We start from the raw sequence: 22,371 nt of genomic DNA on the forward strand, positions 1-22,371 counted from the left end.
CACGGACTCAGCCCTTTTGGTTTGCCGTGAGCGAGATCGGAGGCGTCACTCCCTGCACCCGCGCCCTGACGTGGCGATAAAAGCCCAGCAGCGCGTGACAATAAAAACTGGGATTGTCGTAACTGCGCCCGTCGAATCGGTGGGCAACGTATCCCCCGCCGCACGCCGCAAATGCCTCGCATTGCAGGCAAGCCGCATGGGGCGCGGGGTAGCGAGTGCGCGCATAATCGCTGCAGGCCTGCAACGGGTGAGACGTGAGGTTGAACCCGGTGTGGGTTGCCCCCTCCTCGCAGATGGCGAGCACGTCGAGCAAGCGATAACTGCCATCGCTCTCCACGACGACGATCGGCGCAAGCGCCCCGCCAAAGGCATCGAGTTCCGAGCGACGACCGAGCACGCCGCGAATGAACGTTTCGAAGATGCGTACGCTGAAGCCCGGATCGTCGATGGCAAGCCAGGCATCGAACCCTCGACACAGGAAGCTGAGCAGCCGAGCGTGCGTGTAGGCCTGGATGTGACGGGGCGGTGCTGCGAAATTGGCATCGGGGAGCAGGAAGTCGATGGCCGTCAGTCCGAGCGACCGAAAGTAATCGAGCATGCGCACCGGATCATGATTCGGATCGATCACGGCCAGCACCCCATTGAAGACCCGCTGCGATGCGCGATGCGCAAGACATCGCAGAATCGCCTGCTCGACGCGCTCGCCCGTCCCTTGTCGCGCTAAGTCGTACCGATGCCGGTCATGCATGTCGGGCGGCCCATCGCAGCTGATGCCCAGGCTCGCGTCGTACCGCGCGTAAAGATCCAGCCAGTCATCGTCGATCAACACGCCGTTGCTCTGCGTGATGATGGCCAGGTCCGACGCCGGCAGGCGCCGTCGCAAGTTCGAGAAGAAGCGCTCGGTATGGGATTTGCCGAGCAGCAGCGGCTCCCCCCCGTGAACCTCCAGCGTCATGCGCGCGGAGGGAAACGCGCTGCGATGGTCAGCGAGACGCGTTACCAGCGCATCGAGGTGGGACGCGTGCAACCGCTTCGGCCGCTCGCGCCAGCCCTGATCGACACCGTGATACATGTAGCAATAGCTACAGTCGATATTGCAACGCTCGGCGACCTTGACCATCACCAACAGATCGCCGTTAGCGTTGCCCTGCGCCGTCGCGCCGGGTGAGGTCAGCATGGTGCGGGACGACGCGCGGCGCCGCTCACTTGCGCTTGCCGGCCGCCGGCGGCCCGCTTTTGGCGGACTCGCTCTCGGCTCGCGGCGCCATCAGCTTCGTGTGTGCCGCGAATACAGCGGAGTCGTCCGGTCCGCGCGCCATTTCCGCCCTGACCGACGCGATGATCTTTCCGCCTTGGGCAGGATCTTCGTCGCGATAGTGCACCAGAATTCCCGGCAAACCCGGCACGCCCTCCAACGCAACGTACCGGTCACTTGACGACACAGGCACTACACGAAAGAGCGGCACGGCCGCCATCTCATGCCCGAACGCCGATTTGATCTCTGCTGATTGCGCCTCGCTCAGGTCGAGCGAACCCACCGGGAAGAAGAGTTCCGAAGCCGTCATGAAAGTACCTCCGATCGAAAAGAAGGGGAACGTCAATACTGCGTGTTGAAAAAGAACGTTTGAAACAGGCGCCCGTTCTCCTTGCAGTCGCCGAAATGCCCCTGGCTCGCGTGAAACCGTCTACCGCGAAACAGGATGAGGCGATTGAAGCGATTCGCGATGCGGTCGGTCATCTCCCAGCGCTCCCATGCGGCGGCATCGGCGTCGCAACGTTGCCGCTGGTCGTCGTCTTCGGGGTAGAGGTCGAAGCCGGTTTCGATATGCTGGAAGAAGGCCGTTCCTGCCGTCGGTGGTGCGTCGGGCGTGAGATAGACGACGCCGGACCACACCGTGGTGTGGTCGGCATGCACCCACGTGATATCGCGCTGCACGCTGTATTGAAACGCACCGTTGTAGGTGTCGACCGGCCAATAGGTGATGGGAGACTTCACGATGTCCTGGATTGCCGACGTGACGCCGTCGTGAAGAAACGCCTCGGTACGCGCACCGGGATAGTTTCCCTTGACCGCGAAGGTCTGCTTCAACGCGAAATCGCGCACGTCGGCGGGATCGCGATAGAAACTGTCGGTCACGATGATGGAGTCGTGCATGGCGCTCACTTTGGCGTAGCCGGTTCGTCACGCTGGCGCCCTAGCACAGCGGCCTCCCCAGGGACATTGTCGGCATCGCGTGAGGTCGCCGTCTCGGGCGCATCCGGCAGCATTCGCTCACGCACCCATTGCAGGTGCTCGGCGGATATCTCCGGACGATCGACTTTGCCAAACCCCGTGCGTCGATCGTAGAAGCCGGCGCGAATCTCCTTCGACACCTCGTAGATGTGGGGATTGAATCCTTGCACGTCATAGAGATGCTGCTCCACCACACCGATCAGCTTGCAGTTCGATGTGTTGCCCGCCATGGCCGTGGGTTGCCAACCGGCGTCCCGGATCCACTGCATCTGCTCGGCCTCGCTCAGCCCTCGCGCGAGCAAAGGCGAGGCACAGAAGAAGCCGTTGTCGGCGTCACGCTTCGTGAATCCGCTCACCGGATACGCCAGCGGCGGAAATCGGTGTCCACTGAGAATGAGTCGGATACCGTAGGTTCTGCACGTCTTTGCCATCGCTGCAAACACGCCGCCGATGCATGAGGTACACGGAATCTTGCCGGAACTGGACGCCAGCGATTCGCGGGCCACCTGGCGAATGTCGATCGTCTCGATCACCAGCTCAACGCCAAAGCGCGCGCAGAATGTCCTCGCGTTGTCCTTGACCTCATCGGGAATGAAGCCGTTGTCGACGAGCACGGCGATGGGGCGCAAATGCAACTCCTTTACGGCAAGGAGCAGCGTGAGCGCGCTGTCCTTGCCCCCGGAATAGGCCACTACGGCGTCAGGCGTGCCTTCGCCGCGACAGGATTGCACAACGTCCAGGAGACGGCGCTGCGTGTAGTCGCCACGAGCCGCTTCTGCCGCGAACGCGTGACAGGCCTGACAAATGCCGTCGGCTTCGATATACACACCCGGCAAGTCTTCGGTGAGCAGGCACCGGGCACAGTAGCGATCGACGGCAACGCCGATGCCAGTGGAAGGTTCCACACGGAGTCTGCGTAACGGCGCGCCGGTCGCGTTGAACAACCGCGAGCGCTGTTCTGCTGACAAAGGTAAGAGCGTTGACGACATGACGGCGGCTCCCATGCCGGGTGCCCGCCGGGGCACCCGGAATTCGCGGCTCGACGCACTACCGGTTCGAGCCGCATCACACGCAATAGACACAAGCCGCCGATAACCCCTGCGGTTTCGCGCCCGTGTCCGACCAAGGTGTCACGTCGAATCAGTGGAGTCCTTGCGGACCTTGTATGCCCTGAGCGCCTTGCACGCCTTGCACGCCTTGCACGCCTTGCGGGCCTTGCGGACCCTGCATGCCCTGGACGCCTTGCATACCCTGCGGTCCCTGCATGCCCTGGACACCTTGCATACCCTGTGGGCCCTGCATGCCCTGAGCACCTTGCATACCCTGCGGGCCTTGCATGCCCTGGACACCTTGCATACCTTGCGGGCCCTGCATGCCTTGAGCACCTTGCATACCTTGTGGACCCTGCATGCCCTGAGCACCTTGCATACCTTGTGGACCCTGCATGCCTTGGACACCTTGCATTCCTTGCGGGCCCTGCATGCCTTGAGCACCTTGCATACCTTGTGGGCCCTGCATGCCCTGAATGCCTTGAGCGTGCTGATACCCCTGAGGACCTTGCACGCCCTGAGCCCCTTGCGGGCCCTGCATGCCCTGAACGCCCTGGGCGTGCTGATATCCCTGAGGGCCTTGCACGCCCTGAGCCCCTTGCGGGCCTTGCATGCCCTGGACACCTTGCATACCTTGCGGGCCCTGCATGCCCTGAACGCCCTGGGCGTGCTGATACCCCTGAGGGCCTTGCGGCCCCTGTACGCCCTGTACACCTTGTACGCCCTGCGCGCCTTGCAAACCCTGACCGTTCAGATGGCCTTGCTCCCCGGCCCCTTGTCCACCGTATACGCCGCGCAGTTCGGGGAAACTCGACACGACTCGGATCGCGCCGACGCGCTGCCCGGTGATCGCTTGAATGTGTCGGATTTGGTCTTCGTTGAGTTGCAGTTCCAGATCGTTCTCGTTCATGGTGCTTCGCTCCTTGAATCAATTAAACATCGGACACCTGCGAAAGCGATTCTGATGAATTCCGACAGACCCAAACGGCGTGTCGTCTCGCAAACGCGCCGCGAGAGCCATCGATTCAAGTCGGGAAGGAGACGCAATAGAGGGACGAGATACTGTCGCTCACCCGCAGCAGCGCTGGCGCCTTACTGCATCGCGGCACACGGCGCCGGGCGGCAAGCGCGACACGCAATTAATCCGGCCGAGGCACGTTTGGGTTTTTTCGATTAAGAATTATCCCAAGCGCGGTGCGCTTTGCGTCGCCGCGAAGATAGCGACAGTTGGCGAGTTGAATGCGACCATGCCCGCATTGCCAATCACCGTGACAGCGGCATCCCATCACCGTGGGCCGCCCCCCCCGCGCCGGCATGCCCAAAACGAAGCGCCCGCGCGGCGCTTGATGGGCGGCTGCGCGGGCGCGTCTTCCGGCGTTGCGAAGTGGACCGGCACTGCCGGCCAATCCGTCAAACCACGACGTCTTGCGGCGCCATTTGCGTGCCGTACGAGGCCCAGTGACCGTCGGCGTCGTCGGCGGCCACGGTCGGCTTGCATGTGCCCGCGGTTTCGTCGAGCCCTTGCAGCAACGGGCAACGTTCGAAGAGTTCGGCGATGAAGTCGACAAACACGCGAACCTTCGGCGATAGATGCCGGTTATGCGGATACACGGCCGATATCGGCATGGGGGGCGGCTTCCACTGGTGCAGAATCTCGACCAATTGGCCCGATTGCAGATACGGCAGCGCCATGAAGCGCGCGAGCTGCACCGTCCCGAACCCCGCGAGTCCCAGTTGCAGATACGCCTCGGCGTCGTTGACCGCGACCGCCCCCGGCATGGGGATCTCGACTTCCTTGCCGTCCACCAGGAACTGGTCCTCGACGACGCGCCCCGTTCGGCTCGAAAAGTAGTGCACCGCTGTGTGCCGTTGCAGGTCGTCGAGCGAATGCGGCATGCCCATGCGCTCGAGATAAGCCGGTGACGCGCACGTCAGGCTTTGGAACAGGCCCACGCGTCGCGCGACCAGGCTCGAATCTTGAAGCGTGCCAACGCGCAACACACAATCGACGCCCTCCTGAATCAGGTCGACCGGCTTGTCGCCCATGCCGACCATGAGTTCTACTTCCGGGTAGCGTTCGTGGAATTCGCACAGCGCCGGCAGCACCACCAGCTTACCGAGCGAGCCCGGCATGTCGATGCGCAGCTTGCCGCGCACGCGCTGGCTGCTCTCCCGGAACGACGATTCGGTTTCTTCGATATCCGCGAGGATGCGCAGACATCGCTCGTAATACGCGGCCCCGTCAGGCGTCAGGTTGAGCCGCCGGGTCGTACGCTGCAACAGCCGCGTCCCCAGATGCGCCTCGAGGTTCTGAATAATCGTGGTCACCGAGGTGCGCGGCAAACCGAGATTGTCGGCCGCGCGTGAAAAGCTGTTTGCCTCGACGACTCGCGTAAATACCTGCATCGCTTGCAAGCGATCCATGACATTTCCCCATTCGAAAACGTGGTTGCATCAGCCAATCCGGCTTATTTCACGCGCTTCGTAAGTGCATAAGCAAATTGGTCGGCGGCATAAGCCAATACCGGCAAGGCCGACATCGATTAGTCGATCTGACCGAATAGTGTTGCCAAATTATAGGCGTTTATCCCGATGTCCGTCGCCTCTAGACTTCGATCCATCGAATGTCATCAGAGGGGTATCGCGCTCGCGAGCCCAACGCCCTATGTCAGCCAACGCCAAGTCGCCCTCGGGACGTCCGGGCCAAACGCACCGTACCGACGACGGACTGCGCATCGAAGAGGTGAGCATCGCCGGTCATGCCGGCCCGGTCACCCTGCGTCTGTATCGGCCGACCGGCCACGCCGGCGCCGACGCCGCGCGCGCCGGGGCGGCGGGCGTCGTGGTGCCGCTCGAAGCGCATTTGCCGGTGGTGCTGTACTTCCACGGCGGCGGCTTCTGCCACGGCTCGCTCGACGACGGCGACGCCGCGGCCCGCTATCTTGCCCTGCACATCCCCGCGCTGGTGGTCTCGGTGGGGTATTCGCTCGCCCCGGCACATCCATTCCCCGCCGCGCCGGAAGATGCGTGGTGCGCCGCGCGCTGGCTGCACCGCAACGCCCGGCGCTACGGTGCCAGTCCGCGCCGTCTTGCCGTGGCCGGGCACGACGCCGGCGGCAACATTGCCGCTGCGCTGACGATGATCGCTCGCGATCGCGGTGAAATTGCCATCTCGGCACAGGTACTGCTCGCCCCGCTGCTCGACCCCAGCATGACGCGCCTGGCCGACGGGCGCACACCAAGCGATATCGAAGCCAGCGAGTGCGCCCGCTGCTATCGCGCCTATTTGCCGCACGCAACGCAGCGTCTGCATCCGTATGCCGCGCCGCTCGAATCGCGCCGTCTCGCGGGCCTTCCGCCCACGCTGATCGCTTCTGCCGAACATGACCTGCTGCACGTCGAAGCCGAAAAATACGCGGCGGAGCTCATCGCCGCCGGCGTGCCGACACAGGTCACGCGCCATCGCAGCGCGTCCCATCACGGCCTGGCCGCCCTGCCCGCCGCACTGCGGGAAGTGGCCGCGTTCCTGACACGCCGGCTGGCGCCACCCGCCACCGGTGCCACCCAGTGAGTCCATCCGATTCCGGAGATCTTAAAAAAATGACCACCCTCGCTCGCAAACCCGTTCTTATTGCCGCCGCCGTTACGGTGGCGCTCGTGGCCCTGGGCACGCTCACGGTCGTGCGCGTCGACGCCAGCACGCCTCCCAGCGCGCAAGTCATGCCGACAGTGGAAGTCGACGTAGCCAACGTGATCTCACGCACCGTGACCGATTGGCAAAGTTATTCCGGCCGCCTCGACGCGGTGGATCGCGTCGACATCAAGCCGCTCGTGTCGGGCACCATCACCGCCGTGCATTTCAGGGACGGACAGCTCGTGAAAAAGGGCGATGCGCTCTTCACGATCGATCCGCGTCCGTATGCGGCCGAAGTCGACCGCACGGCGGCACAACTCGCGTCGGCGCAGGCGCGCGACGTCTTCACCAGCACCGACCTCGCCCGCGCGCAGCGGCTGATCGCGGATAACGCCATCGCGAAGAAGGACTTCGACCAGAAGGAAAACGCCGCGCGCGAGGCCGCCGCCAACGTGAAAGCGGCGCGCGCCGCGCTCGAAACCGCACGCATCAACCTCGGCTATACGCACATCGTGGCGCCGATCGCAGGTCGCGTCTCGCGCGCGGAAATCACGGTGGGCAATACGGTATCGGCCGGCGCACAATCGCCTGCGCTGACCACCGTGGTCTCCGTTTCGCCGATCTACGCGGCGTTCGACGTCGATGAGCAGACCTATCTGCGCTATCTCGCACGCGATACCGCGAAGACGAACGGCGTCCCGGTCGACCTGGGCCTGGCCAACGAGTCCGGCTATTCGCGCAAGGGCACCGTGTATTCGGTCGATAACCGTTTTGATACGACCTCGGGCACGATCCGCGTGCGTGCGCGCTTCGATAACACCGACGGCGCGCTCTTGCCGGGCCTGTATGCCCGCATTCGCGTGGGCGGCGGCGAGCCGCATCCGGCACTGCTCGTCGACGAGGCGGCCATCGGCACCGACCAGAGCAAGAAGTTCGTGCTCGTCGTCGACCCGCAGAACAAGGTGCAGTATCGCGAAGTCCAGTTGGGCGAGCGACACGGCGGCCTCATCGAGATTGCCGGTGGCTTGAAGGACGGCGAGCGCATCGTGGTCAACGGTCTGCAGCGCGTGCGTCCGGGCGATCCCGTCACGCCGAAAGCCGTGAAGATGGCGGGCGATACGGGCGACGGGCACGACATCGTCGCGCCGGCCATGGCCACCAACGCCGCTGATACCGGCACCGCCAGCCGGCCCCCTCAGACCCCTCCCAAGGACAGCGCAAGCGCCAAGCCGGGCACGACCCGATCGGTCGCCACGGCCACCACGGCGACGCGTTCGTGAAATGCGCCCAGGCACGCCTGCGCACGCACGAACCGCGTCCTGAACGACCCCCAAGAGTCACGTCATGAACATCTCAAAATTCTTTATCGACCGGCCCATCTTCGCGGGGGTGCTCTCGGTCATCACGCTGCTGGCCGGCCTGATCGCCGTGTTCCAGTTGCCGATCTCGGAGTACCCGGAAGTGGTTCCGCCGTCGGTCGTGGTGCATGCCCAATACCCCGGCGCCAACCCGAAGGTGATCGCCGAGACCGTTGCCGCGCCGCTCGAAGAGCAGATCAACGGCGTGGAGAACATGCTGTACATGCAGTCGCAGGCCAACAGCGACGGCAATCTCACCACGACCGTGACCTTCCGCCTGGGCACCGACCCGGACAAGGCCCAGCAGCTCGTGCAGAACCGTGTCTCGCAAGCGCTGCCGCGTCTGCCGGACGACGTGCAGCGTTTGGGTGTGACGACGATCAAGTCCTCGCCCACGCTCACGATGGTGGTGCACTTGCTCTCGCCGAACCAGCGCTACGACATGACCTATCTGCGCAACTACGCGCTCATCAACGTCAAGGATCGCCTCTCGCGCATCAAGGGCGTGGGGGAAGTGCAGTTATGGGGCGCGGGCGATTACTCGATGCGGGTGTGGCTCGATCCGGCGAAGGTTGCCCAACGGGGCCTGACCGCCTCTGATGTGGTGAAGGCCATTCGCGAACAGAACGTGCAGGTCGCGGCCGGTGTCATCGGCGCATCGCCGGCCGGTCCGGACACGCCGTTGCAGCTCAATGTCAACGCGCGTGGCCGGTTGAATACGGAAGACGAGTTCCGCGACATCATCCTGAAGACCTCGCCGGACGGTGCCGTCACGCACCTGGGCGATGTGGCCCGCGTGCAGCTCGACGCTTCGCAATACAGCCTGCGCTCGTTGCTCGACAACCAGCCGGCGGTGGCGTTGGCGATCAACCAGTCGCCGGGCGCGAACTCGCTGGAGATCTCCGATCAAGTGCGCGAAGCGATGGCGGAACTGCAAAAGGACATGCCTCCGGGCGTCGAATACCGCATCGTGTATGACCCGACGCAGTTCGTGCGTTCGTCGATCAAGGCCGTGGTGCACACGCTGCTCGAAGCCATCGCCCTCGTGGTGCTGGTGGTGATCGTGTTCCTGCAGACGTGGCGCGCGTCGATCATTCCGCTGCTCGCCGTGCCGGTATCGATTGTGGGGACGTTCGCCCTGCTGCTCGGCTTCGGCTATTCGATCAACGCGTTGTCGCTGTTCGGGATGGTGCTCGCCATCGGTATCGTGGTGGACGACGCCATCGTGGTGGTCGAGAACGTGGAGCGCAACATCGCGGCCGGGCTCTCGCCCAAGGAAGCGACGTATCAGGCCATGCGCGAAGTGAGCGGTCCGATTATCGCGATCGCGCTCACGCTGGTGGCCGTGTTCGTGCCGCTCGCCTTCATGTCGGGTCTCACGGGGCAGTTCTACAAGCAGTTTGCGATGACCATCGCCATCTCGACGGTGATCTCGGCCTTCAACTCCCTCACGCTGTCGCCGGCCATGGCCGCGCTGCTGCTCAAGGACCATCACGCCAAGCCCGACTGGCTTACGCGGCAGATGAACCGATACCTGGGGGGCTTCTTCAACGCGTTCAACCGCGTGTTCCATCGCGGCTCGGAGAAGTACGGTCAAGGTGTGACGCGCGTGATCGGGCGCAAGGCGATCATGATGGCGATCTTCGCCGTCCTGCTCGGCGCCACGATGCTGATGAGCAAGGTCGTGCCGAGCGGCTTCGTGCCTGCGCAGGACAAGGAGTATCTGGTCGCGTTCGCCCAGTTGCCGAACGGCGCGTCGCTCGATCGTACCGAGAAGGTGATTCGCGACATGACCGACGTTGCCCTGAAAACGCCGGGCGTGCAGAGCGCCGTGGCCTTCCCCGGGTTGTCGGTCAATGGATTCACCAACTCGTCGTCGGCCGGCATCGTGTTCGTCACGCTCAAGCCGTTCGCCGAGCGTCACGACAAGACGCTCTCGGCGGCAGCCATCGCCGGGCAGCTCAACGGCGCGTATTCGAAGATGAAGGACTCGTTTATCGCCGTCTTCCCGCCCCCGCCGGTGCTGGGTCTGGGAACGCTCGGCGGCTTCAAGCTGCAAATCGAAGATCGCGGCGCGCTCGGCTACGCCGCCTTGAACGACGCCACGCAGGCGTTCATCAAGAAGGCCTCGCAGACGAAGGAACTGGGCCCGACGTTCTCGTCGTACCAGATCAATGTGCCGCAGTTGAACGTGGATCTCGACCGCGTGAAAGCCAAGCAGTTGGGTGTGCCGATCACCGACGTGTTCGACACCATGCAGATCTACCTCGGCTCGCTGTACGTGAACGACTTCAACAAGTTCGGGCGCGTGTATCAGGTGCGTGTCCAGGCCGATGCGCCGTTCCGCGCCCATGCCGATGACATCGGACTGCTCAAGACGCGCAACAGCCATGGCGACATGGTGCCGCTCTCGTCACTGGTGAAAGTGTCGCCAACGTTCGGCCCGGAAATGGTGGTGCGTTACAACGGCTACACCGCCGCCGACGTGAACGGCGGTCCGGCCCCCGGGTATTCGTCGGGTCAGGCGCAGGCTGCCGTGGAGCGCATTGCCGCCGAGACGCTGCCGCGCGGGGTGAAGTTCGAATGGACGGACCTGACGTATCAGCAGATTCTCGCGGGCAACTCGGCGCTGTGGGTGTTCCCGATCTCGGTGCTGCTGGTGTTCCTGGTGCTCGCCGCACAGTACGAAAGCCTGACGCTGCCGCTCGCCGTCATCATGATCGTGCCGATGAGCATTCTGTCCGCGCTGTTCGGCGTGTGGCTGACCGGAGGAGATAACAACATCTTCACGCAGATCGGTCTGATGGTGCTGGTGGGGCTCTCCGCGAAGAACGCGATCCTGATCGTGGAGTTCGCACGAGAGCTGGAAATGCAAGGCCGCAGCCCCGTGGCCGCCGCGATCGAGGCAAGCCGCCTGCGTCTGCGCCCGATTCTGATGACGTCGATCGCGTTCATCATGGGGGTGGTGCCGTTGGTGACATCGACCGGCGCCGGTTCGGAAATGCGTCACGCGATGGGAGTTGCCGTGTTCTTCGGCATGATCGGCGTGACCGGCTTCGGTCTGATGATGACGCCGGTGTTCTACGTGTTGCTGCGCACGCTGGCGGGCAAGAAGCCGCTGCACAGCGCTCACGCATCGACCATGCCCGCCAACGTCAAGGCCGAAGTCTGAAGGATGCCAATCATGCAATCGCAATGGATCAAACGAAGTCTGGGTGTCTCGAGCCTGCTCGGGGCCCTGCTGGTGGTGGCGGGCTGCTCGATGGCCCCCACGTACGAAGTGCCGACGGTGACCGACAAGGGGACGCCGACGGCATTCAAGGAAGCGTCGCTCCCGGCTGGTGAAGCCGGGACGTGGAAGCCTGCCGAGCCCGCCGAAGCAATGGCGCGCGGCCAATGGTGGAAGGTGTTTGGCGACGCCACCCTGAACACGCTCGAGGATGATGCGCTGGCGGCCAACCAGAACCTGAAGGCGGCCGCCGCCCGCGTGCAGGAAGCCCGAGGGGTGCAGCGTCAGGCCCGTGCGGCGCTGTTCCCGACGCTCGACGCCGGGTTCGGCCCCACGCGGCAGAAGCTCTCGCCCGCCTCGCAGATGCAGCCGGACGGCACGAACATCGCGCCCTACACCCTGTGGCGCGCACAAGCAAGTGTGGGCTACGAAGTCGATTTGTTCGGACGCGTGTCGGATAACGTGGCCGCGGCCCGCGCGGACGCCGAGCAGAGCGAAGCGCTCTACCGCTCGGTGCAGCTTGCGCTGCAAGCCGATGTCGCGCAGAACTACTTCAGCCTGCGCGAACTCGACGCCGAACAGGCGCTCTACACGCAAACGGTGACGTTGCGCGAAGCAGCGCTCAAGCTGGTACAGCGACGCTTTGCCGAAGGCGATATCGACGAGCTGGACGTGGCGCGCGCCAAGGCCGAGCTGGCCACGGCGCAATCCGACGCGCTGGCGGTCGCGCGTCTGCGGGCAGCCTCGGAACACAGCCTCGCGATTCTGCTCGGCAAGGCGCCTGCGCAATTCACGTTCGCGCCGTCGCCGCTCACGCCGGTCGCCGTGCACATCCCGGCGGGTCTGCCGTCTGCCTTGCTCGAACGGCGTCCGGATATCGCGGCGGCCGAACGTGCCATGGCAGCCGCCAATGCGCGCATCGGGGTGGCGAAAGCCGCGTTCTTCCCGTCGCTGTCACTGACTGGCGCGGGTGGCTTCGAAGCGGCCACGCTGGGCGACCTGTTCAACTGGTCGAGCCGTACCTTCCTGCTCGGACCGTTGGTGGGCGGACTGCTCTCGATGCCGATCTTCGATGGCGGCGCGCGCAGCGGCAATCTGTCGCGGGCGCGGGCGCGCTACGAGGAAGACGTCGCGAACTATCGCCAGCAAGTCCTCGTCGCGTTCCAGGAAGTCGAGGACAACCTGTCCAACCTGCGCTTGCTTGCCGCGCAGACGCGGGCGCAGAACGAGGCGGTGACAGCGTCGAACCGTGCCGCACAACTCTCGCGCATGCAGTATCAGGAAGGCTCGATTGCCTATCTCGATGTCATCGATGCGGAACGTACGGTGCTCCAGGCGCGGCGCAGTGCGGTCCAACTCGCCGGCGCGAACGCGGTCTCGACCGTCAACCTGATCCGCGCCCTCGGCGGTGGCTGGGGTGACGCGCCGGTGGCCGATGCCCCAGCGACGTCGACAACGCCGGGGGCGCCCAACGGGCCGGCCAACGGCCCGACGGCGGCGACTTCCGCTGCCAACGCCACGGTAGCCGCCCGATAGATTTCATCTGCGTCAAAGTTTCTTCCCTGCGTCCCTGCTTGCCCGGTGCCTGCCCTGCGTCAATCGACGTTCGGCGTGCCCGGGCTTTTTTTACGGGCGCACACCGGATGAACGCACACGTCTCGCGTCTGCCCATCCGCCGGAAAGTGCCCCCGCTTCCCCTGCCTGCAAGGTTCACGCCTTTCGCGTCTCGTTTTCCTGATTTTGGTGCGCCGCTTCAGTGTCAACCGGTTCCTGTCCGAGATTTCGCTGCGGCGCAGCATTAAAATCTCGCGCTCACACTCTCCCAATCCATCGATATACGATATATCATGCACAAAATATCAACACACCGCCCTAAACGGGTGCAGATGGTGGAGCGGGACGACATGGCAATGACACGACGCGACGTGAGGGATTGGCTGGCAGGTTTCCTGCCTGCCGTGGTGGCCGTTCACTGGCGCGAACGGCTTCGCGCGGGCTTTGGTGCGCTGTGCGGGATTGCACTGACCGGCGGCCTGATGCTGTGGATGCTCGGCCCCGCGACGTATATCCCCTGGCTCGTTGCGCCGATGGGCGCGTCCGCCGTGTTGCTCTTCGGGGTTCCGGCCAGTCCTCTGGCCCAGCCCTGGTCGATACTCGGCGGCAATCTGGTCGCCGCCATCGTCGGGGTGACGTGCGCAATATACATTCCGTCGCCGATCGCCGCGGCGGCCACGGCGGTCGGCGTGTCTATCGCGTTGATGTTTACACTTCGCTGTGTGCACCCGCCGTCGGGTGCCGTTGCGCTCACAGCCGTGCTCGGCGGCCCGGCTGTCCACGCCCTTGGATACGGTTTCGTCCTCGAGCCGATTGCCGTCCAGTCGGTGGTCCTGCTCGGCGCGGCCATCGGCTATCACGCGCTCACCGGCCATCGCTACCCGCATGCCATGCGTGCGCAGACCACGGTGCGTCCGGTCAACGCGTCCGCCATACCGGTCACGACGGCCGACGCCGAGAAGGCGCTTGCTCGCCGTAGCGAACTGCTCGACATTTCCGCTGACGATCTCGCCAGCCTGCTCCGCGACACCCAGCGCGAGGCCTATGCGCGCCGCGCCCGCGAGTTGACCTGTGCCGATGTCATGACGCCGCCGCTGGCGAAGGTTCAGGCGCACGACGAAGCGCCGGCGGCGTGGCGTCTGTTGCAGCGCCACGGACTGGAGGCCCTGCCGGTCGTCGACGGCGACGCACGCGTCATTGGATTGATCACGCGTCACGACCTTCACACGCGCCGTGCGCGCCGTCAGCGTTGGCCGCGCTTTGGCATGTCGATCGGCACGGGGCAGCGCCCGGCGGTTCGCGACGTCATGCAAGCGCAGCCGCAGTCGGCCACGGCCGGCATGCCGCTCTCGGAGTTGGTGCCGCTGCTGATGACGCAACGTCACGGCACCTTGCCCGTGCTCGACGAAGCCGCCCGGCTCGTGGGCGTTGTCACGCACGCCGAAGTGCTTCGCAAGGTCATGGCCGCATGAAACGCCAGGCGCCAGGTACTGAGCACTGAGCGTCAAACGCCTGCGATGCGCATCAAGCAGCGCAGGCGTAGTTTCCTCCGCCCCACCCCACCCTGATCCGACGCCCGTCGTGGTGCTGTCGACGCCGGACACCGCCCCTCCCTGCGTGCAATTGTCAGTCCTGAGCCGATCTGCAAGAATGGCGGCAGCATGACGCACCGACGCCGTAGTGCTTCGTTTAACGAAGCGAAATTCGCTCAAGGGAGAGCATGGAACCGATCACGTTCAAACAGTGTTTCAAGGGGGCATGGCGCGACGGCTTCAACGCGTTGCGCCAACGGCCATGGCTATGCCTGGCGATTTCCGTCGTGTTCCTCGTGACGTCTGGACTTAGCGTTTCGCTCGATCAGCTCGCACGCACCGCATCGCAAGTCGGCGAACCCGCCCTCTACCGTCTGCGCATTGCGCTCATGTCGTTCGGCGTCTTTTTCGCGAACCTGGTCGCGTTCTCCGTGCTCGTCATCCATGTCTTTCGCTACACGATTCTCGGCCCCGACGCCGCACGGCAAGGCCGGTGGTATGGGCGCGATCTCTGGCGCTATCTCTGGACATCGACCCAAGTCTTCGTCGGCTTCGCTACGGTGTGGCTGATCGTCGGCGTCGGTGCGGTGCTGGCGCTGCGGGCGACGGGACACGGCAATTCGTATGCCGGGCTTGCCACGTTTTGCGTGCTGTTGATTTGTATGGTGCTCTACGTGCTGACGCGCGTATCGCTGATCTTTGCGCAGATTGGCGCGGGACGCAGTAAGCGCTGGCGCGCCGCTTGGCAGGATTCGCGCGGGCACTTCTGGACGATGTTCGGCACAACGATAGGGACGGTGTTGCCGTTGATGATTGCGGGCATTGTCGCGACGGCCCTGTTCACCGCATTGCTGCGCGTCGCGCCGGCCGCAAAGTCGGTAGCGCTTGGCACGCTAGTGCTTCAAACGGTGATGTCGGTGGCATGGATCGCGGTCTCCACGGGGAGCGCCGCATGGCTGTACCGCCGCTTCGCCAATCAACTGCTGACGCTCGACGACGCACCGGACGACGTCTGAGGCGCGCGCCGTGCGCCCCAGCCGCTGCCATCCACTGTCAGGCAGCGTTGGCGGTTGCCGCGCTGCTGTCGAGCGTGCCGAAGCGGGCATACTCGCCCAGGCCGTCGGGCCATTGCGTAAGCACCTCGAAGCCAGTCTCCGTCACGGCCACCATGTGCTCCCACTGGGCAGATAACGAGCGGTCGCGCGTGACGACTGTCCAGCCATCCGCCAGTTGCTTCGTGTCCGGCTTGCCGGCATTGACCATCGGTTCGATGGTGAAGATCATCCCGGGGCGCAGCGTGAGTCCCGTGCCCGGGCGCCCGTAGTGCAGCACCTGCGGATCGTCGTGATAGGTCGTGCCGATGCCGTGCCCGCAGTAGTCGCGCACGATGCTGAAGCCTTCGCGATGCGCCACCGTCTGGATCGCGTAGCCGACGTCACCCAGCGTTGCGCCCGGGCGCACGGCCCTGATGCCTGCGAGCATCGCCTCGAAGGTGGTGTCGACCAGACGCTTGGCAAGAATGCTCGGCTTGCCGGCGTAATACATGCGGCTCGTGTCGCCGAACCAGCCGTCCTTGATGAGGGCGACGTCGATGTTTACGATATCGCCGTCATGCAGTGTCTTTTCGCCGGGAATGCCATGACAGACGACGTGATTCACTGACGCACACACAGTCTTCGGATAGCCGTGATAGCCGATATTGGCGGGAATCGCCTTCAGCTCGTCCACGATGAAGTCATGACAGAGGCGATCGAGCGCATCGGTCGTGACGCCGGGCTTGACGTGCTCGGCAATCATCGCAAGCACCTGCGCGGCCATGTCGCCTGCGCGACGCGACAGGGCAATTTCTTCTTTGGATCGGATGACAACGCGTTCGCGCACCATTACGCCACCTTATTGAATGCGGTGACGGGGGCACCGGATGTTGGGGGAGCGGCGACCTCGACCTCACCGGTTTGGACGCCATCGGATTCGATGAGCTTGCGGCAGATGTCGCCGTAGCTCAGCGTGGGATTGAGTTCGGCGAGCATGCCGACGCGCAGCCAGTGCTCGGCTTGCGCGTTGATCGAGCGGCTGAGCGCGCCGCTGGTGTTGCGCAACGCCGCGTGCATTTGCTCCGATATCTTGACGATACCCATGTTGGGGACCTTTTATATACGAAATGAATACGAAACGTATATTGCCAGACTTGTGCCCGGTTGTCGCCCGCGGCCACAAGTGGCGATACATGAATCGCGCGGTGGCAACGAGAATCTGACACGTAACTGCCCCCTTTCCCCTAGGGGATTCAAAGCGACGCTACCTGTTGGCATTGCGTCCGCTAGGCACCAATGGCGCGATGAAGTCCTGCGCCACCTGCAGATTGATTAGCGCAAGCGCTTTGAACTCGCGAGAAATCAACGGGGAATCGCTTTGCGCAACGCTTGCCCAAAATGCGTTCGCCGCCTCGATCGCCCTGCCCCACACGAACGGCCTTGCGCCGATAGTGCCGACTTTCGGGGTGATCGGCAAAAGATCGGGATCCACGCCTCCCCCCAATGACGCATAACGCATTGGCAGAATGTCATACGCTGGGGCCACGCGATCGAACCTCCCGCGCTCGTCCAAGAGCACTGAAATATTCTCGAAGTGCCTATCTCCGTTCCCGATAAGTTCGCTGAACGCTGCCATGACGTGAATCGTCGATGCATCGTTCTCGGAGAGGTATCGCGCCTGCTCGCAGCGCACCGCAAATTCCGACCATGTGTCGCGCTTCCCGAAATACTCGTCGTCGACGGCCCCTGCGGACAGCATCCCGATACGACCATGGCGCCCCACACGATCAAAGCGCCGCACCTCCAGAAAAACATAATCATCCGAAGCGATGATCGTCGACTCCGCTGCCGGCACCGAGGCGACGCGAAGCGATTGCGACGCTAGATGCTCCAACGAAAGGAGGTCGGCCATGCGACTCCCCCGCCTGGCAAACTTAACGATCACATGCCCTGCGTCTTCGGTGAGCGCGAGAAACTTTGGCTGTTCTCCGCCAGCACTCGACCCAAACGCGGCGTCTTTGAGCTGGTTGGCCATGCCGTCGTACTGCTCTGTTTTTTGCTCGGACGGGATTGGCAGAAGCTGACGAAACTCCATCTCCTTCTGCAAGGACGTGTCGCCGTACACCAGATTCCCGGGCAGGTTTAGTCCTCGCGTAAAAAGGTAGGCGATGCGATGTTCGTCGCGCCAGTCTCTAAGGCTCTCTGGAAAGTGCATCTCCAGCGCCGCCGTCCGAGCGACTTCTCTACCGAGAAATCCCGAGGGGGAAACAAACGCCATGTATGGCGGCAAACCGTCGTAGAGCGTGTTTGCGTGACCGGAGACTTCCAGGGTGGTGCCACCGCTGAAAAACTCGACGCCAGCAAACGGCTCGATCGCCCCGTCGGCCAACACGCGATATACCGTTTGTCGCGGATTGAGCCCCCCTGGAAGCGGCCTTAACAGGCCATACTTTGGCGTTCTTTCACCGGAAACCCTGAAGCTCGTGAATACTTCGGAGGCTCCCCGAATCGTTCGCGATAGCGTCGGTTGGCTGATGGACAACGCCGACATGATGTCTTGTGCCGTCCGTGGCTCATGCCGCAGCAGACGACGCATCTCGTCCACACGAAGCAGCTCATCGGCCATATGCCCCCCATTTCACGGCAAATTAAATAATTCATGAATAGTTCAAGAATAGCACAAACGCAGATTCCCGATGCTTGGCAGGGTGTCCGGAGCATCACTTGACGGTGCCGGCGGGACTTCCCCCAGCAAGACCCGGGCGGCCCGCAAACGCGGCGCGGAAGCAGCGTTGTTGCGGCGCGAGGGGCGTCGAACGCGAACCACCTCGGGATTTGACCGGACCTAAACACTTGAGCGAATGGAGCCCCCTTAAATGCCTGGGAGATTCTGATGACGACCTTCCGGGTTCGGCCAAGCGCTGTCATTCCCCACAATTTCGCTCGCTCAGCAAAGCGCAAGCGGATCAGAAAATCGACGCCCTGCACGTCCGGTCGGCTATCATGCCAGTCCTCCCTGAAGTAGCCCCTTATGATTTCCGTTCGTAATCTCACGCTGCGCCGCGGCGCCAATGTCGTACTCGACCGCGCGTCCGTCACCTTCGCCCCCGGCGAAAAGATTGGTCTCGTTGGCCGCAATGGTGCCGGCAAGTCCTCCTTCTTCGGTCTTCTCAACGGCACGCTGCATGAAGACAGCGGGGAGTTCTCGATTCCCACTACGTGGAAGATGGGCCAGGTCGCGCAGGAGATGCCGGAGACCGAGCAGGGCGCGACCGACTTCGTTGTCGAGGGTGACACCGTGCTGCTGGCCGCGCAGGCAGAAGTAGCCGCCGCCGAGGCCAGCGACGACGGCATGCGCATGGCGCACGCCTACATGAGCCTGCACGACGCCGGCGCTCACGATGCCTCCGCACGTGCGCAAGCGCTGATCCTGGGTCTGGGCTTCAGTGCGGCGCAGCTTAGCCAGCCGGTCAACAGTTTCTCCGGCGGCTGGCGCATGCGACTGCAGTTGGCGCGCGCGCTCATGTGCCCGTCTGACCTTCTGCTGCTCGACGAGCCGACCAATCACCTCGACCTCGACGCACTGGTCTGGCTGGAAGCGTGGCTCAAGCGCTATCAGGGAACCCTGGTCGTGATCAGCCACGACCGCGAATTCCTCGATGCAGTGACGCAGGTGACGGTGCACGTCGACAACGCCAAGCTCGTGCGTTATGGCGGCAACTACAGCAAGTTTGAAGACATGCGCGCCGAGCAGCTCGTGTTGCAGCAGGCCGCGATGGCCAAGCAGGTGGAGAAGATGGCCCACCTGCAGAAATTCATCGACCGTTTCAAGGCGCAGGCCTCGAAGGCGAAACAGGCGCAGAGCCGGGTCAAGGCGCTCGAACGGATGGAGAAGATCGCACCGGTGCTCGCCGATGCCGAGTTCAACTTCGAATTCAAGGAACCTCTCAACGTCCCGAACCCACTGTTGTCGATGCTGGACGCAAGCTTTGGCTACCCCGCGCCGACCGGCGCACTGCCGGGCACGCCGCCCACGGTCATCGTGCGGGGCATCAACCGTTCCGTGCTGGCGGGGCAGCGCATCGGAATTCTTGGCGCCAATGGCCAAGGCAAGTCCACGTTGGTGAAGACGGTGGCGCACGCGCTGGCGCCGATCGACGGAGAGATCAGCGAAGGCAAGGGCCTGAACATCGGCTACTTCGCACAGCAGGAACTCGACGTGCTGCGCCCGCTCGACACGCCGATGGAACACATGATTCGCCTTGCCAGGGACACACCGACGCATATGCGGGCCCCGGGCCAGAGTGGCACCGAACAGTCGCTTCGCACCTTCCTCGGCACCTTCAACTTCAGTGGTGACATGGTCCACCAGGTGGTCAGCACGATGAGCGGTGGCGAAAAGGCGCGGCTTGTGTTGTGCATGATCGTGTGGCAGCGCCCCAACCTGCTGCTACTGGACGAGCCGACCAACCACCTCGACTTGGCCACACGCGAAGCGCTCGCCGTGGCGCTCAACGAATTCGAAGGCACGGTGATGCTGGTCAGTCACGACCGGGCGCTCCTGCGCGCCGTCTGTGACGAGTTCTGGCTGGTCACCAAGGGCGGCGTCGAGCCCTTCGACGGCGATCTGGACGATTACCAGCAGTTCCTGCGCGACGAAGCCCGTCGGATGCGCGAACAGACTACTGTAGAGCAGCAGGTCATCGCCTGAGCCAGCCCCATGGCACGGGAACGAAGCGGGCGCCAGACCCGCTACCATTTGCTCGCGTGTATCCTCAGCGGCGTTGGCACTTCTTAAGCGTGTGGTCTTGCATCGGGATTAAAGCGCGCAGTGCTCCGCAACTTTGGTGATTCGAAGTCGCTTGGGGCTGGGCTTTGGGAAATGAGAATCGACTTTGGTCCGGGATACCGCGTGTATTACGGGCAAGCGGGTGAGATCACTTACCTGCTTTTGTGCGGAGGGAATAAGTCGACTCAGCAAGGCGATATCGCGCGGGCCAGGGCACTGTGGGAAACCATCACGAAGGAGTGATCGAAATGAGTAAAGCCGACATCACACGCTTTGATGCTTCCGAGTATTTGGACAGCGACGAAATGATCGCCGAATACCTCAACGCCGCGCTCGAAGAGAATGACCCAGCGATCTTTCTGTCCGCGATTGCAGACGTTGCCAAAGCGAAAGGCATGACGCAAGTCGCAACCGCGGCAGGGCTTGGCAGAGAGAGTCTCTACAAGGCGCTAGCCCCAAACGCACAGCCTCGTTTCTCCACGATACTGCGAGTCATGCATGCGCTGGGCATCAAGCTGTCGACGATCCCGGATCGAGCTATTCACGCGTGATACCAGCGCCGAATATCCCTCACAATATCCTGCCGGATGCCGTTGGCCGCAAGGAAAGATAGGCAATCTCGGCCGCAACGTCCCAAACTGGATTTGGGCGCGTTCCGAATTATGGGGATACGTGTAGGATCACGGCTGCCGCCCATTGCCGCACTCGCCAAGTTCTCCTAAGCTGTTCCTCGTCACGTCCCAAACGTGACCGGGTTTAGCAGCCTGATGACGAGTTTATGGGCACACGGCCGCGTTGCATCGCGGTCTTCGTGTGCAACACCCTTCGTGCATCCATACTATGGGTGGGCTTGGATTGGGACGCCTTCGGGCGTGCCGCTGAACCATACCCGTCGCGGTCTGCTAACCCAGTTCAATGCCCACCCACCCCTGCGATTAGCAGCGGGTGGCTGGGACTCAACCGGCAAGCACGAGGAAATCCGCATGATTACGCCCCAACATTTTCCCATCCCTTCACGTGACACATTGGATCGTCTGAACGAGCTGTCCGAAAGGCTCGTCGCGCTCTCGATGGTGGGAGCGAATCAGCGCCCCACCGCTATCCCCGAGCAATTCAACGAAGCCTATTTTGATCAGATAAGCGACCTTTCCAGCGAGGTGTACAACCTGTGCCATCGACTCGATGAAGATCTAAGTTATCTCCTGCCGCAAGCCGCGCTGGCGTCATAAATTTTCTTCCCCCAATTGGCCCCCCGCACGCCAAATCGATCTGAAGCACTCGGCATATAGCGCGCAAGTCACCACGGGCCCCGATTGGGCCGACGCATCGATTTTAAGTTTGAAGAGGTGAGATTCTTCGCCGACAACGAACAATCAGAATCCACGAAAAACCCCGCCCCGCCTTATTCGGCGAGCGTTTGCGAGATTTTCCGGGAAGAAGTGAGACCTACGTAACCGATGCCAAAACGGGGAGTTGGTGCGAGGAAGGGGAAACGTTTTCCCTTTGCAATCAATATAGTTGCAGAGTTTTGGGGAGCAGATGGGGACGGGGGATTGGCCGCAAAGTGCGGCGGTTCGAGTCCTTGGGAGGCACCCGAACCCTTGCACATAAATCTAATGGTTAAAACCGGCTGTCGCGCACATGTCCGGTTTGCCAGCGCCGCAATCAATCGATATCGGAGCGTCCTGCTGACTGCCTCGCAAGGATCGCTCGTCCATCGATGACATGCTTCTCGTTCGCCGGCCCCAACACCCCACGCTGGCGCGCGACAAATGCGTTTGCCCTATCGACCACGAAGGTTGCGCCCCCGTCGACTTGCCGCCGGATTCGTTCTAGATTCCCGCCGCAGACAGGGACATCACGCAACTTCAGCCACGACACCGGATGATTGCCTCACGTGCCCCCTGTCGCGCTGCGCGGCATGGGAAGCACGATTCCCATGAAATCAAAGAAGTCAGG

18 protein-coding genes and 1 pseudogene are annotated in these 22,371 nt (G+C 63.1%); 10 read left to right on the top strand and 9 right to left on the bottom strand.

Going from position 1 to position 22,371, the window contains the following annotated elements; translation table 11 throughout:
- Window positions 1-7: 7 nt before the first annotated feature.
- The 6 genes from PSO31014_RS01940 to PSO31014_RS01965 all read right to left on the bottom strand — a co-directional run bounded on the left by PSO31014_RS01940 (window position 8) and on the right by PSO31014_RS01965 (window position 5,706).
- Window positions 8-1,177 carry a radical SAM protein gene (locus PSO31014_RS01940; RefSeq protein ID WP_150550056.1) on the bottom strand — a complete coding sequence of 390 codons (1,170 nt, stop codon included), beginning with the start codon at window positions 1,175-1,177 and terminating at the stop codon, window positions 8-10.
- 25 nt (window positions 1,178-1,202) lie between these two features.
- Window positions 1,203-1,565: a hypothetical protein gene (locus PSO31014_RS01945; RefSeq protein ID WP_150550057.1), complete on the bottom strand. Its 363-nt coding sequence runs from the start codon at window positions 1,563-1,565 to the stop codon at window positions 1,203-1,205.
- A gap of 32 nt (window positions 1,566-1,597) precedes the next feature.
- Window positions 1,598-2,155: a DUF6445 family protein gene (locus PSO31014_RS01950; protein WP_150550058.1), complete on the bottom strand. Its 558-nt coding sequence runs from the start codon at window positions 2,153-2,155 to the stop codon at window positions 1,598-1,600.
- A gap of 5 nt (window positions 2,156-2,160) precedes the next feature.
- On the bottom strand, window positions 2,161-3,138 hold the full coding sequence (locus PSO31014_RS01955) for an adenine nucleotide alpha hydrolase family protein (RefSeq protein ID WP_150550059.1): 978 nt from the start codon (window positions 3,136-3,138) through the stop codon (window positions 2,161-2,163).
- A 235-nt stretch (window positions 3,139-3,373) separates the two neighbouring features.
- A complete protein-coding gene (locus tag PSO31014_RS01960) occupies window positions 3,374-4,192 on the bottom strand; it encodes a collagen-like domain-containing protein (RefSeq protein WP_150550060.1) in 819 nt (272 codons plus the stop codon).
- A 500-nt stretch (window positions 4,193-4,692) separates the two neighbouring features.
- A complete protein-coding gene (locus PSO31014_RS01965; protein ID WP_150550061.1) occupies window positions 4,693-5,706 on the bottom strand; it encodes a LysR family transcriptional regulator in 1,014 nt (337 codons plus the stop codon).
- 241 nt (window positions 5,707-5,947) lie between these two features.
- Between PSO31014_RS01965 and PSO31014_RS01970 the strand changes: the two genes are divergently transcribed.
- The 6 genes from PSO31014_RS01970 (at window position 5,948) to PSO31014_RS01995 (ending at window position 15,605) form a co-directional block, all read left to right on the top strand.
- Window positions 5,948-6,853: an alpha/beta hydrolase gene (locus PSO31014_RS01970; protein ID WP_150550062.1), complete on the top strand. Its 906-nt coding sequence runs from the start codon at window positions 5,948-5,950 to the stop codon at window positions 6,851-6,853.
- 29 nt (window positions 6,854-6,882) lie between these two features.
- The gene (locus PSO31014_RS01975; RefSeq protein WP_150550063.1) at window positions 6,883-8,196 is read left to right on the top strand and encodes an efflux RND transporter periplasmic adaptor subunit; all 1,314 of its coding nucleotides are present in this window, start codon (window positions 6,883-6,885) and stop codon (window positions 8,194-8,196) included.
- Between the two features lie 64 nt (window positions 8,197-8,260).
- Complete coding sequence (locus tag PSO31014_RS01980) at window positions 8,261-11,446, top strand: efflux RND transporter permease subunit (RefSeq protein WP_150550064.1); 3,186 nt, start codon at window positions 8,261-8,263, stop codon at window positions 11,444-11,446.
- A 12-nt stretch (window positions 11,447-11,458) separates the two neighbouring features.
- Window positions 11,459-13,039, top strand: coding sequence for an efflux transporter outer membrane subunit (locus PSO31014_RS01985; protein ID WP_150550065.1), 1,581 nt, complete (start codon window positions 11,459-11,461; stop codon window positions 13,037-13,039).
- Between the two features lie 374 nt (window positions 13,040-13,413).
- The gene (locus PSO31014_RS01990) at window positions 13,414-14,529 is read left to right on the top strand and encodes an HPP family protein (protein ID WP_174976369.1); all 1,116 of its coding nucleotides are present in this window, start codon (window positions 13,414-13,416) and stop codon (window positions 14,527-14,529) included.
- A 248-nt stretch (window positions 14,530-14,777) separates the two neighbouring features.
- Window positions 14,778-15,605, top strand: coding sequence for a hypothetical protein (locus tag PSO31014_RS01995; RefSeq protein WP_150550067.1), 828 nt, complete (start codon window positions 14,778-14,780; stop codon window positions 15,603-15,605).
- A 37-nt stretch (window positions 15,606-15,642) separates the two neighbouring features.
- Here PSO31014_RS01995 and map read toward each other — a convergent pair whose 3' ends face one another.
- The 3 genes from map to PSO31014_RS02010 form a co-directional block, all read right to left on the bottom strand.
- Entirely contained in the window at window positions 15,643-16,473 is an 831-nt protein-coding gene (gene map / locus PSO31014_RS02000) for a type I methionyl aminopeptidase (protein WP_174976345.1), read from the bottom strand.
- The gene (locus PSO31014_RS02005; protein ID WP_150550068.1) at window positions 16,473-16,727 is read right to left on the bottom strand and encodes a ParD-like family protein; all 255 of its coding nucleotides are present in this window, start codon (window positions 16,725-16,727) and stop codon (window positions 16,473-16,475) included. Before PSO31014_RS02005 ends, map begins: the two co-directional genes overlap by 1 nt.
- A gap of 160 nt (window positions 16,728-16,887) precedes the next feature.
- Window positions 16,888-18,249 (bottom strand): HipA domain-containing protein, encoded by a 1,362-nt coding sequence (locus PSO31014_RS02010; RefSeq protein WP_150550069.1) that lies wholly within the window; start codon window positions 18,247-18,249, stop codon window positions 16,888-16,890.
- Window positions 18,250-18,654: 405 nt separating this feature from the next.
- Between PSO31014_RS02010 and PSO31014_RS02015 the strand changes: the two genes are divergently transcribed.
- The 4 genes and pseudogenes from PSO31014_RS02015 (at window position 18,655) to PSO31014_RS02030 (ending at window position 21,641) form a co-directional block, all read left to right on the top strand.
- A complete protein-coding gene (locus tag PSO31014_RS02015; protein WP_150550070.1) occupies window positions 18,655-20,334 on the top strand; it encodes an ABC-F family ATP-binding cassette domain-containing protein in 1,680 nt (559 codons plus the stop codon).
- Between the two features lie 114 nt (window positions 20,335-20,448).
- Window positions 20,449-20,655: pseudogene (locus PSO31014_RS02020) on the top strand (type II toxin-antitoxin system RelE/ParE family toxin); the annotation flags it as partial.
- A gap of 5 nt (window positions 20,656-20,660) precedes the next feature.
- The gene (locus tag PSO31014_RS02025; RefSeq protein ID WP_150550072.1) at window positions 20,661-20,963 is read left to right on the top strand and encodes an addiction module antidote protein; all 303 of its coding nucleotides are present in this window, start codon (window positions 20,661-20,663) and stop codon (window positions 20,961-20,963) included.
- A 432-nt stretch (window positions 20,964-21,395) separates the two neighbouring features.
- A complete protein-coding gene (locus PSO31014_RS02030; protein WP_150550073.1) occupies window positions 21,396-21,641 on the top strand; it encodes a hypothetical protein in 246 nt (81 codons plus the stop codon).
- The last annotated feature ends 730 nt before the right edge of the window (window positions 21,642-22,371 follow it).

Source organism: Pandoraea soli, from assembly GCF_902459595.1.
GTDB lineage: Bacteria > Pseudomonadota > Gammaproteobacteria > Burkholderiales > Burkholderiaceae > Pandoraea > Pandoraea cepalis.